Origin of the sequence: Bartonella birtlesii IBS 325 (genome assembly GCF_000273375.1) — a bacterium.
GTDB lineage: Bacteria > Pseudomonadota > Alphaproteobacteria > Rhizobiales > Rhizobiaceae > Bartonella > Bartonella birtlesii.
Genome location: NZ_CM001557.1, coordinates 1723579 through 1737141, shown reverse-complemented (window position 1 = coordinate 1737141; position 13563 = coordinate 1723579). Strand labels below are relative to the sequence as shown.

Sequence of the window (13563 nt, the reverse complement as noted above, 5' to 3'; positions counted from 1 at the left end):
TGATGTTTTTTCTATAAATACTATACTGTTAAAGCTATTCATGTTGCTTTAGTGGTGGAAACGATTATGTATTTTGCAATAATAAAAGTATAAGAAGGATATTGTAATAGAAAAAAATATTTTTGCTAGAAGCCCTTTATGTTTTTTCTTAATTTAAAGACTGTTGATAAGATATATTGAAATATTACATGAAGTCTTTCTGATGAGGAAGGCGCATAAAACAAGAATGCTATAAGCTCCTGTTTGAACGTGAAAAATCTGATACTTGAGAATTCTTGGTGTGTTGTATATTGTAAACAGTTAATACGCCCAAGAATAGAGGTGCAGGTTCCTACTTTAGGGACTATTTTATTAGTTATGTTATAGTATTTATATTGTAAATTTCTTATCGTTTGGAATTAAATGTTATGCATTAAAATTGTTCGCGCCAAAAAGCGGGGATAAAAAGCACGAATATGGTTATAATTTCAAGACGCCCAGCGAGCATGAGAAAACTCAAAATCCATAAAGCGTTATCATTGATTGTAGAGAAATTTCCAGCAGGACCAATAATGTTGCCAAAACCCGGACCGATATTGGAGAGGGCGGTTAAGACACCGGTGAAGGCAGAAGTAAAGTCAAGTCCGGTTGTAAGCAAAAGTGCAGTGCCAATGAGCAGACAAAACATGTAAAGACAGACAAAAAATAAAACTGCTTTTGCAACATCGCTTGAGATGTTTGCATGATCATAGCGCGCTTTTACAATGACATTGGGAAAAAGGAGTTTTTCTATATTTGTTTGTGTAATGCGCCAAAGGATAATAAGGCGATTGATTTTCATTCCACCAGAGGTAGAACCAGCACATCCTCCTGTAAACGAAACAATGAAAAAAATGCCAAGTGCAAAGGGGCCCCAAAGTTGGTAATCTTCGGCGCTATAACCGGTAGTACTAATAATAGATGTGAGATGAAAAATGACATCAAGAAAAATGAGGTGGAAAGCGCGATGGTCATGAAATCTAAGCCATGCTGCTAAGGAAAAGCTGAAAAGAAAAACAATATAGAAAAAAACAATGACTTGTGAATCAATAAAACGTTTGGAGCGTCCAGGAAGTACTAATTTAACATAAAGCACGAAGGGAAGTGCCGAGAGCAACATAAAAATTGTTGAAATGATCAGGATGGCTGGTTTATCAGAAAAATAGCCAAAAGAGGCGTCGTGGGTTGAAAAACCAGCGGTTGCAATGGTGCTCATTGCATGATTAATGGCGTCAAATAAACTCATGCCTGAAGCAAAATAAGAGAGCATACAAGCCAGTGTTAGTCCAACATAAGCTATGATAATTCCGTTGGCAATCTGGTTGATGCGGGGCAATATTTTTTCAGATTTATCTGATGATTCCATATGAAAAAGTTGCACGCCACCAACACGCAAAGAAGGCAAAAGTAAAAGAGCTAAACCAATAAAGCCAATGCCTCCAGTCCAGCATATGAGAGAGCGCCATAACAAAATACTTCGCGATAAATTGTCAAGACCATTAAGCACTGTGGAGCCTGTGGTTGTAATTCCAGAAACTGATTCAAAGATTGCTCCTGCGAGAGAAATTGGAAGAGGAGAAAGATAAAGGGGAAGGGCACCAACAATGCTGCCTGTTAGCCAAAGACAAACAGTGAGCATAAAACCAAGCCGTGCTGAAAAACGACAGGTTGCCCCCTTGGTTGCTAAAAGTATCAGTGTTGCTAACATGGTGGTTATGGCACAGGAGTAAAGAAAGATTATCCAATGATAGTTGTGGTCGTGTAAATCAACCAACATCGGTAGAAGCATTGCTCCTCCCATGATTAAGGCAAAACGCGCACAGACATTGATAATAAATTGAAAAATGACCGTTTCCTATCTTTTGATTTCTTTTTGTTATGATTTTTCGCTTATTTTAAGAGTTTACGTTTTTGGGTTTATACGATAAAGATCAACCCCTATATTAAGCATGCTTTGGTAAATTGACAATTGAACCTTTTTATTAAATTTGAAAAGAGGTACATATACACCATAATTTAGGTTGTTGAGAAATATTTTTTAAAGTCTGCATTTTGTTATAATTTATAGAATAGTTTAAGTAAGAAAAAGAAGGGGACTTTATGCTAGAATCGCGTATTCGCCTGCTTATTATTGGCTCAGGTCCAGCTGGTTATACAGCGGCGATCTATGCGGCAAGAGCAATGCTAAAGCCGGTTGTGATTACTGGCTTGCAACAAGGGGGGCAGTTGACAATTACGACTGATGTTGAAAACTATCCAGGTTTTTCTGATCCAATTCAAGGACCATGGTTAATGGAACAAATGGCAAAACAAGCTGAAAATATGGGGACAAGAATTATCTATGATACTATTACAAAAGTTGATTTATTGAAGTATCCTTTTGTTTTATATGGAGATTCTGGAACACAATATTGTTGTGATGCTCTTATTATTGCAACAGGAGCACAGGCACGTTGGCTTGGATTGGAAAGTGAAAAAACCTTTATGGGAGGAGGTGTTTCTGCTTGTGCTACATGTGATGGCTTTTTTTATCGTGGGAAGGATGTCATTGTGGTGGGAGGAGGAAATACAGCTGTTGAAGAGGCTCTTTATTTATCGCATTTGGCCAGGAGTGTCAGCGTAGTTCATCGACGCGATTATTTTCGGGCAGAGAAAATTTTGCAAGATAGATTGTTTGCTCATGATAATGTGCGTATTTTTTGGGACCATGTGGTAGAAGAAATTGTTGGTTTGCCAGCACAAGATTCAAGAGGAGCTGTTGTAACAGGCGCGCGTCTTAAAAATACTAAAACTGGTCAAGAAATTAAGGTGAATGCGGAGGGGATATTTATTGCTATTGGGCATGACCCAGCGGTTTCTTTGTTTGCAGGGCAATTGAAACAAAAACGAGGTGGTTATTTGTGGACAAAACCAGATTCAACGGCAACAAGTGTTGCTGGTGTTTTTGCTGCAGGCGATGTAACCGATGAGACATTTCGTCAAGCTATAACCGCAGCGGGAAGGGGATGTATGGCCGCATTGGAAGCAGAACATTTTTTAGAGCTGCAAGTGTAAAGTTTATCGAAAAAGTAAAAAAGTCAGAGGTGAAATTGTGTCATCGCCGTTAGATTGGGATAAATTAAGGGTTTTTCATGCTGCGGCAGAAGCAGGGTCTTTTACGCATGCAGCACAAAAGCTTCATTTATCCCAATCAGCAATTTCACGACAAGTTTCAGCTTTAGAACAAGAAGTTGGTGTCTCTCTCTTTCAGCGTCATGCGCGTGGTTTGGTTTTAACAGAGCAGGGTGAAACTCTTTATCGTACAACGCATGATGTTTTAATGAAGCTCGAAAATGTGCGTTCGCAATTAAGTGAAAGTTGTAAAAAACCAACAGGGCATTTGCGTATTACATCAACTTTCGGAATGGGAGCTGGGTGGATTGCAGAGCGTATGCCAGAATTTTTAAGTCTTTATCCTGATATGCAGATTCAGCTTTTGCTTTCTGATGAAGAACTTGATTTGACAATGTGTCGTGCAGATTGTGCTGTACGCCTTCATCAACCTCAACAGCCTGACCTTATACAAAGAAAACTCTTTACAATTCATATGCATGTTTATGCTTCGGAAAACTATATTGCAAATTATGGAAAACCAGAAAAATTGTCTGAACTTGATGCCCACCGTATTATTTCATTTGGTAAACCTGTTCCGCATTATTTGTCTGGTTTAAATTGGTTGGAAAAAGCTGGTAGAAATGATGGTTTCCTTCGTACTCCAGTGTTGCAAATCAATAATATTATTTCAATTAAGAATGCGCTTATGCGTGATCTTGGTATTGCTGTACTGCCTGATTATATTGTGAATAATGATGAACGCCTTGTGCGCCTTTTTCCTGATATGGTTGATATTCCTTCTTTTGATACCTTTTTTTGTTATCCTTATGCTTTAAAGAATTTGGCAAAGCTAAATGCTTTTCGAGATTATATTTTTTTAAAAGCACGCCAATGGTCTTTTTAGTAAAAGGACATTGAAGAGCTATGTGTTTACTGCATAGCAGATACGCATAAGTCTTTATTGTGCTTTTTCTTATAAAATGAGATAGAAAATTATCTCTTGATTATGCTGCCTCCCATTGCGTTTTCTTGAGTGTTCCCTTACGAAGATCTGTCAGATTTATTTTGTCTCTGAGGATTTTCCAAATTTGCCGGGCATTCGTCCGGCTTTTTTTTAAGTTTTGTGCATTGTATCTTAAAATACAGATCTTTTAGAAGATGGTAAAAAATTTAAGTTTTTTATGGATGTCTAACAGTTTTTAGCTCCTTTATGTATGACATAAGAAGCCTTGAAGAATATTTATATTACCATAGACCTTTCCAGAATCAAAAAGGGTTATTGGCTATAGAGTTGGATTGGTGATATAACTATAAGATGATAGAGATTTATTCTAAGGAAGTATCACTTTTTCAATTATTGCTATTTTATTGCTGGAATCAGATAGTTAACATTTTTGATTTTGTTCCCAGCATAGAACTTTTTTATTTGTGCGATAATCCAACAATCAAAAATTTTTCAGATAGACGGATTGGCAACAACATTGTACATATAAGCAAATATAGCGTTTTAACGCAGACTATTACAAAAGCGTTGAATACGTACACAAGCCTCTTCAAGTAGTTCTTCTGATGTTGCGTAGGAGATGCGAAAAGCTGGTCCAAGTCCGAAAGCAGATCCATGGACGACTGCAATTGATTCTGTTTCTAAAAGCGCCATAACAAAGTCTTCGTCATTCGCGATAACCTTGCCTTCAGGTGTTTTTTTCCCAATCAGTTCCGCACAGGAAGGATAAACATAGAAGGCACCTTCGGGTGTTGGGCAGTTAATGCCAGGAGCTTGATTTAACATGGAAACAACAAGATCACGGCGTTTTTGGAAAATACTTTTATTTCGAGCAATAAAATCTTGTGGACCATTGAGTGCTTCGACAGCTGCCCATTGAGAGATAGAGCTTGTACCAGATGTTTGTTGTCCTTGAATGGTATCCATAGCTTTAATCAATTCTTTTGGCCCTCCTGCATAACCAATTCTCCACCCTGTCATGGCATAGGCTTTAGAAACACCGTTCATTGTAAGTGTACGGTTGTAAAGTTTTGGCTCTATCTCTGCTGGAGTGAAAAAGGCAAAATTTTCATATGTTAGATGTTCATAGATATCATCGGTAAGGATATAAACATGAGGGTATTTCACTAAAATATCTGTTAGTCTTTTTAATTCGTCACGCGTATAAGCGGCACCTGATGGATTTGAAGGAGAGTTAAAGATAAACCATTTGGTTTTGGCGGTAATGGCAGCTTCTAATTCTTGGGGTTGAAGTTTATAAGAAAACTCAAATTTTGTTTCTACGAAAATAGGTGTGCCATCATTGAGGGTAACCATTTCTGGATAGCTGACCCAATAAGGAGATGGAATGATAACTTCATCTCCTTTATTTAAAGTTGCCATGAACGCATTAAAAAGGATTTGTTTGCCACCGGTACCAACAATAATTTGCTCTGGTTGATAGGTGAGATTGTTTTCTCTTTTAAACTTTGCCGCAATAGCCTGACGCAATTCTGGAATACCAGATATGGGAGTATATTTTGTTTCTCCACGGCGAAGAGCTTTAATGGCAGCATCTTTAATATTGTCGGGTGTGTCGAAATCCGGTTCCCCAGCACTTAACGCAATAACATCACGACCTAATGCTTTCAAATTACGTGCTTTTTGGGAAGCTGCAATTGTTGCAGAAGGTTTTATATGAGAAAGCCGGTCGGCAATAAAAGCCATAATTTCAAATCCTTATATGATATAAATAAATGATTGTTCATTTGAAAGTATTCTATAAGAGATTATGTTCTATGCAATAAGAAATTGTAGAAAAATTGTTAGGTTTTGTATAGTTAAGTAAAATTTAAGTTCAAAATGAAGAGGTGAAAATGCTACATTTGTAGAGATCTGGATATTACTATAGAGAAAATTTACATTAAGAAGCATTTTTACTGCTTTCTCAAACAGTTTTATTCATAGGCTAATTCGTTTGTGTTGTGTAAGGAAATGATTTTGATTGTTGCAATATAAGAGATCTTGAAATGAAAAAAGCTTACGATAGTTAGTTTTTGTGTTCGTGATGATATTAATAAATGTGTTCGTCGAATGCTCCTTCAACACAATCAATAATTCAGATATATTTTAATCGCGCTTCAAAGAATTTCTCTTCTCTTTTGGCTTAAGGTGCTAGGTGTGTACAGAGCTAAAAAGTTTTATTGCAAATCTGTAATCTCTCTTATTCTTTAAGGTTTTACAGAAAAAATAGTGCACAGTGGTTTTAAAAGATTTTAGGAGATCTTTTAAATTGTTGTACTAGAGTAGCAAATTAATGCCGTTTTATAAAAATTCATTCTATCTGCTTAGATAAAAAAACTCGCCTATAGGAGGCGAGTTTTTTTATTGAAAATGTAGCAGAGTTTAAAAAAATTAAAGCGCGGCAAGATTTCCAGCAGCAAATTTTCCAGAACGACGATCTTGAAGAACATCATAAGAGACTTTTTGCCCTTCATTAAGGTTGCTTAAACCAGAACGTTCAACGGCAGAAATATGTACAAACACATCTGCACTTCCATCACTCGGCTGAATAAAACCAAAGCCTTTTGTTGTATTAAACCACTTAACTGTTCCTGTAGACATAGGAAACTCCTTAGAAGATAAATTAATTATGCATTGAAGCCATAAAAGCCCTCAATACGGTTTTAGATCGAAATTAGGTGGGAGAAGTTTCGCCGAGAATGCAGAATGCACAGGAAAGAAAGTCACATAACCGAAAATTCGATAGCATGTAATATAAAAGTTTTTAGGATAAAAAGCAAGCCTCAATTGGTATTTTGTACAAATAAAAGACCTCAGAGGGTGCATGGGGGGATATGTTTTGCACCATAGTAAAAAATTCAAGTGAAATAACTTTGCAGTGAGCGTACTTCAAGGCAGTTATTTTTGAGTGCTTTGATCGCTTTTGTGGCAGCTTGTGCGCCAGCTATTGTTGTATAATAGGGAACCTTCTGCATGAGTGCGGCATGGCGTAATGATTTGGAATCTGATATAGCACTGGGGGTACTGGTTGTATTGAAAATCAATTGAATTTGTCGATTACGGATGGCATCTTCAATGTGAGGATGCCCTTCTAGAACTTTGTTAATTTTTGTCGCTTCAATATTATGTTCGGCAAGAAACTTTTGTGTTCCACTTGTGGCGAGAACAGAAAAGCCAAGTTGTGTTAAAAGTTTTACGGGATTTAAAATATGGTTTTTGTCTTCATCTCTTACAGAAACGAACAAAGTTCCCTCTTTTGGAAGTTCAACACCAGCTCCAAGTTGGGCTTTAGCAAAAGCAAGAGAAAATTCATAATCAAGTCCCATAACTTCACCGGTTGAGCGCATTTCTGGACCAAGAAGTGTATCTACACCTGAAAAACGGGCAAAGGGAAAAACAGCTTCTTTAATAGCTATATGTTGCTTTTTGGGCTGAGAAGGTAAACCACCATAAGCTTGAAGAGATTTTTGGAGTGTTTCTCCTGCCATAATACGTGCGGCTATTTTAGCAATAGGTAGCCCAATTGTTTTGGCAACGAATGGAACAGTACGTGAAGCACGAGGATTAACTTCTAAAACATAAATTGTGTTATCTTTAATAGCATATTGTACATTCATTAATCCACGAACATGAAGTGCTTGGGCTAATGCTTTGGTTTGACGCTCTAATTCAACAACTATTTTATTTGAGAGCGTATGTACTGGTAGGGAACACGCTGAATCTCCCGAATGGATACCGGCTTCTTCAATATGTTCCATGATGCCAACAACGAGTGTTTCTTCTCCATCGCAGAGACAATCAACATCAACTTCAATAGCTTCGGTGAGATAAGTATCAAATAACAATGGATTCTTATTAAGCAATATATTGATTTGTTGTGTTTTGTCGTTAGGATAACGAGCTTTGATATCTTCTGGAATTAATTCTGTCACACTCTCAAGCAAATAATTTTGCAAACTGCGTTCATCGCGGATAATTTGCATGGCACGACCTCCTAAAACATAAGAAGGGCGCACAACCAATGGAAAGCCTAACTCATGAGCGATGTGGCGTGCTTGTTCAATTGAATGGGCAATACCATTTTGGGGCTGAGTTAAGTTGAGTTTGAATAATAATTTTTGAAAACGATCTCTATCTTCGGCTAAATCAATGGCGTCAGGTGAAGTGCCTAAGATGGGGATATGATGTTTTTCTAGTGCACTTGCCAATTTTAGTGGTGTTTGTCCACCAAATTGGACGATCACGCCAACTAATTCGCCTTTTTTCTGTTCTGTTTTTAAAATAGCAATAACATCTTCTGTTGTTAAAGGTTCAAAATAAAGACGATCAGAGGTATCGTAATCTGTCGAGACGGTTTCAGGATTACAATTAATCATGATAGCTTCAAATCCTGCATCACGAAGTGCAAAAGCAGCGTGGCAGCAACAATAATCAAATTCAATACCTTGCCCAATACGATTGGGGCCACCGCCTAAAATAGCAATTTTTTTGCGCTCAGAAACTTGTGCTTCCGAGTGTTCTACACCTGCAAAGGGAACTTCATATGTCGAATACATGTAGGCTGTAGGTGAAAAAAATTCAGCTGCACAAGTGTCAATTCGTTTGAAAACGTGTTGGACATTAAGCGATTTGCGCAATGTGGCAATATCATCGATTTCTTGTCCTGTTAGGGTAGCTAAACGTGCATCCGAAAAGCCCATCGCTTTTAACATGCGTAAATTATCTGAGTCTTGGGGCAATCCATAGGTGCGGATGCGCTGTTCCATCTCAATAATGGAAGCTATTTGTCCTAAAAACCATGGATCAATTTTGCTAATTTGGTGAATTTCATTTAAAGGTAAGCCAGAACGCATTGCTTGGGCAATGTAGCGCAAACGATCAGGGCTTGGTATTGCAATGGCGGAGCGTATAGAACTTTTTTCATCACCTTCTGCATGTTCAGGAATAGCAATTTCATCAAGACCGGTAAGCCCCGTTTCAAGTCCACGGAGGGCTTTTTGCAACGATTCCTGAAAAGTGCGTCCTATTGCCATAACTTCTCCTACAGATTTCATCGCAGTTGTTAAAACGGATGATGAACCAGGAAATTTTTCAAAGGCAAAACGAGGAATTTTGGTAACGATATAGTCAATAGAAGGCTCAAATGATGCTGGTGTTGCTCCGCCCGTGATATCATTTTTTAATTCATCAAGCGTGTAACCAACTGCTAGTTTCGCTGCTATCTTGGCAATTGGAAATCCTGTTGCTTTTGAGGCAAGTGCTGAAGAACGTGAAACACGCGGATTCATTTCAATAACAATAAGGCGGCCATTTTCAGGATTAACAGCAAATTGTACATTGGAGCCACCCGTTTCAACACCAATTTCGCGCAGAACAGCAAGGGAAGCATTGCGCATAGATTGGTACTCTTTATCTGTTAAGGTGAGAGCAGGAGCTACGGTGATCGAATCACCGGTATGAATGCCCATAGGGTCAAGGTTTTCAATGGAACAAACAATAATACAGTTGTCGTTTTTATCGCGCACAACTTCCATTTCATATTCTTTCCATCCCAAAACACTTTCTTCAATTAAAACTTCTGTTGTTGGCGAAGCTTCAAGTCCTCGTTCAATGATTTCATAGAATTCAGAGCGATTATAAGCGATACCACCGCCTGTACCACCAAGGGTGAAAGAAGGACGAATAATTGCTGGAAGACCAATGGTATCAAGAGCCTGAACGGCTTTTGCCGTTGCATGAGCAATATAATGTTGTTTACGATCGCTTTCTGTTTGTCGCCAATCACGCTCAAGTTTTTCTAGTGCTTGATCAAGCGCATCACCAGAAAGTTTTGCTTTAAGTTCATCGCGTGTTTTTGCATGCAGTCGACGATTTTCTTCTTTAAGTTCTGTAGCATTGGCTAACATAGAACGCGGGGTTTCTAAACCGATGTTTGCCATCGCTTTGCGGAATAAAGCACGATCTTCAGCTTTATCAATTGCATTGGCGTTTGCTCCTATCATTTCAACACGATAGCGGTCTAAGACACCCATACGCTTTAATGATAAAGCAGTATTAAGGGCTGTTTGTCCGCCCATAGTTGGCAAAAGGGCATCGGGACGCTCACGAGCGATAATTTGTGCAACAATTTCAGGCGTAATAGGCTCAATATAAGTCGCATCAGCTAAATCTGGATCTGTCATAATAGTGGCAGGATTAGAGTTTACTAAAATAATGCGATAGCCTTCTTCTTTTAGTGCTTTACAAGCTTGTGTGCCTGAATAGTCAAATTCACATGCCTGACCAATAACAATAGGTCCTGCTCCAATGATAAGAATAGATTTTATATCTGTACGTTTTGGCATGGTTTTTTCCTACGACAAGCATCCTTACGCGACTGCGGCAGACAGAATTAAATTTTAAGATTAAAATAGTTTTATAGGTTAACTGACAGAGAAAGTAAGCACTAAAATGCCTTTTCCCTGTTTTTTTTCATCAAGTTGAAGATAAATATATTCTTCTTAGTGAAGCAATTTTATCTGAATATAAGAGCATTAATTTTGATAAAAACGATAATATACAGTAGTTATATAAATTATAATATATTTGATAGTATGGAGGATATTTTTGTTTACTCTATAGATTATTGGAGAACTCTTAAAACAATAATTCCTGGTATTTTTGTAGCATAATCCATAAAAGGGGAGTCTATGACTTTTTCATTTTCTTTTCGTGAGGAAGCATTACGTAATACAGGACCGTGATCTGTCATGATAAAGAAACCTACATGAGACACATCTAATCCAGGAAAGTTGCTATAGATACCAATGAAGTCACCAGTTTTTAAATGTTTTATAAGTTCTTCATTAATAAAGCGACTTGGAATATAGCTTATAGTGCGTTTAACAACCGGCAATCCAGGAAGATAGTTTCCACCATTTGCTTTTTTATTGAGATATTTTTCAGTACTTATTATATGTGTGCTTATCTGTGTGGTGATGTCAGTGGCGAGTTTATATTTTCTATAAGCCCAGTCTGTAAAAAAATGTTTTCGATTTAAAAAACTCACATGACCGTTAATATAACGCGTTCGTATAATGTTCTTAATGAATTCTGTTTGTGATGTTGATTTTCGTAATGCTTCAACATACTCTAAATAGGTGAAGCAATCTAAGCTTCTAAAGTTAATAATCAGTTTTTCTGCTGTATTTTCTGAGCCATGTAGCATGTTTGCTTGGTAAGGTGTTTCTAAAAAAGCTTCAGAAAGTAAACCAATCATTTTTCCTTTCTCATAATGAGGCGCTTTTGAGCGTTTTTTTAGGAGATCATTCAGTTTATGTAAAGTATACGGGTCTAGGTTTACTTTAGTTGTTTGTTGTATTGCTCCTTTGTTTTTTAGAGTATCTTTGTTTATATCAGAAGCTCGAATATCCCATTTTGTAACTAAGGTTAAGATTAAAATTAAGAAGAATATTTTGGATATTTTATACAGCACTTTTTAAATGAGCAGTTTATCCGCTCCCCCTTATGGACAGTGGTCTTTTTCATGTTGAATGTTTTGTTGTTGTGTCCATGATAAACATATCCTATATCATAACATAATTTGATATAGTTCTTAAGATTATACAAATTATATATGATATGAATATTTTCTAGTCTTGTAGAATAAAACTCTTTTTTTCATAACATTTCTATTTTTTTGAAATGGTAGACTTATTTAACATCGCATTCTCTAATCTTATAGTAGCTACGGATAAGGAAATCAGTGCTAAGAGATTACTTTACAAGGTTGCAATGATTGTACATGATCGCTTATTTTTTTAAGCTGTGTTCTTTAAAAGTGGTAACATTGGAAGGAGCTGCATCATAATATTTCTAAATTCTGAGGTGCTCCCTTTGTTATTGAGGATTTTGTTTATAATTGATGTGCATAATGCAAAAAATAATTTTTATGCCGTTACATTAAAAAATTTGGAAGAAATTTAGTAAAAGATGATTTTCTAGTTTCTTCTTAAGCTATTTTTAGATTTTAGCTTTATGATTATTTTCTGTGAAAACAATTTATGATATGCAATAGCTTTGAAATAGGAGAGATCTAGGGGATAACGGAGAAACAGTGTGGATGCTATGCAAAGTCACAGGTTGAATCCGAAGTTTGTTCAACGTGGGCTGCTTCTTATTTTCCTTATTTTGTTGTTGGATATTATTGCTATCGCAATCGTTAATCCTGTTTTGCCCGAATATTTTGCACAGTTGACCGGAAAAAACATAGGTGCATCGTCTGTAGCAAGAGGAAGATTATTTGTAGCTTATTCGGTAATGCAATTTTTGTTTGCTCCTCTTATTGGTAATCTTTCTGATCGCTATGGTCGCCGTCCTATTTTGCTTATTTCTATTATGTGTTTTGCTTTTGATAATTTCATATGTGCGATAGCGTGGAACTATTCTATGTTATTTATCGGGCGCCTTTTATCAGGAATGAGTGGTGTTAGTTTTGAAACTTGTACGGCTTATCTTGCTGATATGTCTGATGATAAAACACGTACACGGAATTTTAGTTTGTTGGGAATTGCTTCTGGATTGGGATTTATTTTAGGTTCATTACTCGGCGGTTTTTTAGGTCAATTTGGTCCTCGTGTTCCGTTTTATTTTGCTGTTGGCTTTTCAGTTGTTAATTTTATTTTTGCATGGATTATGCTCCCAGAAACGCTTCCTATCTGGAATCGGCGCTCTTTTGATATTAAGCGTGCCAATCCTTTAGGGGCACTTTTGCAACTGAGACAATACCCAATGGTTTTTTGGATGTTGTTAGTCTTTTTTCTTTATTGGTTTGCGGAATCGGTATGGTTAAGTATTTGGCCTTTCATTGCTAAAGAACGTTATAATTGGAGCTCTTTTTCTATTGGGATGTCTTATAGCGTTTTTGGTATAGGTCAGATTATAGTGGTTTCTTTTATTTTGCCTTATTTTTCTAAGAGATGGAGCAATTGGCGTATTGTCATGCTGGGATTTCTTTTTGCATCGGTTGCTATGCTTGGCTATACATTTGCAATGCAAGGGTGGATGGTTTACGTAGTTTTTGCATGTACGATGTTTGAATATCTTATTCATGCACCTATGCGTGCTATCGCTTCAGAACAGGTGCCGGAAAATGTACAAGGGGAACTACAGGGTGCAATGATTTCTGTTGTTTCATTGAGTTTGATATTTGGCTCAATTTTTTATATGTTTCTCTTCGAGTGGTTTACACATGCGGATACAGTATTTTATTTTTCTGGAGCCCCTTTTGTAGGCGGTTTGTGTGTGCTTGTCATTGCTATGATTGTTTTTGCCTTACGGATACGTTAAGCTTTTGAAATTCTAGCTGATAGAGATATTTTGCTAAGATAATGCACGAGGTAAACAAACTTTATAAATCTTTAGCAGTTTCTTCTTTTTTTGTATTTCAACAAAATATTTTATAAAGA

8 protein-coding genes are annotated in these 13563 nt (G+C 37.0%); 3 read left to right on the top strand and 5 right to left on the bottom strand.

All coding sequences use genetic code 11. The features are described 5' to 3' along the window. Positions 1–412 precede the first annotated feature (412 nt). A complete protein-coding gene (locus QWU_RS08315; RefSeq protein WP_006590197.1) occupies positions 413–1807 on the bottom strand; it encodes a TrkH family potassium uptake protein in 1395 nt (464 codons plus the stop codon). 311 nt (positions 1808–2118) lie between these two features. Here QWU_RS08315 and trxB point away from each other — a divergent pair, with 311 nt between their 5' ends. Then, positions 2119–3072, top strand: a complete 954-nt coding sequence (gene trxB / locus QWU_RS08310; RefSeq protein ID WP_017196582.1) for a thioredoxin-disulfide reductase — start codon at positions 2119–2121, stop codon at positions 3070–3072. A gap of 37 nt (positions 3073–3109) precedes the next feature. Continuing rightward, positions 3110–4015: a LysR family transcriptional regulator gene (locus QWU_RS08305; protein WP_006590199.1), complete on the top strand. Its 906-nt coding sequence runs from the start codon at positions 3110–3112 to the stop codon at positions 4013–4015. Between the two features lie 603 nt (positions 4016–4618). Here QWU_RS08305 and QWU_RS08300 read toward each other — a convergent pair. From QWU_RS08300 to QWU_RS08285, 4 genes are all read right to left on the bottom strand, one after another. Continuing rightward, on the bottom strand, positions 4619–5821 hold the full coding sequence (locus QWU_RS08300) for a pyridoxal phosphate-dependent aminotransferase (RefSeq protein ID WP_017196581.1): 1203 nt from the start codon (positions 5819–5821) through the stop codon (positions 4619–4621). 687 nt (positions 5822–6508) lie between these two features. Next, the gene (locus QWU_RS08295; RefSeq protein WP_006590201.1) at positions 6509–6718 is read right to left on the bottom strand and encodes a cold-shock protein; all 210 of its coding nucleotides are present in this window, start codon (positions 6716–6718) and stop codon (positions 6509–6511) included. Positions 6719–6975: 257 nt separating this feature from the next. Beyond that, positions 6976–10461, bottom strand: coding sequence for a carbamoyl-phosphate synthase large subunit (gene carB / locus QWU_RS08290; RefSeq protein WP_017196580.1), 3486 nt, complete (start codon positions 10459–10461; stop codon positions 6976–6978). A 278-nt stretch (positions 10462–10739) separates the two neighbouring features. Next, on the bottom strand, positions 10740–11591 hold the full coding sequence (locus QWU_RS08285; RefSeq protein ID WP_017196579.1) for a DUF1460 domain-containing protein: 852 nt from the start codon (positions 11589–11591) through the stop codon (positions 10740–10742). 632 nt (positions 11592–12223) lie between these two features. Between QWU_RS08285 and QWU_RS08275 the strand changes: the two genes are divergently transcribed. Continuing rightward, positions 12224–13444 carry a tetracycline resistance MFS efflux pump gene (locus QWU_RS08275; RefSeq protein WP_026017344.1) on the top strand — a complete coding sequence of 407 codons (1221 nt, stop codon included), beginning with the start codon at positions 12224–12226 and terminating at the stop codon, positions 13442–13444. Positions 13445–13563 lie beyond the last annotated feature (119 nt).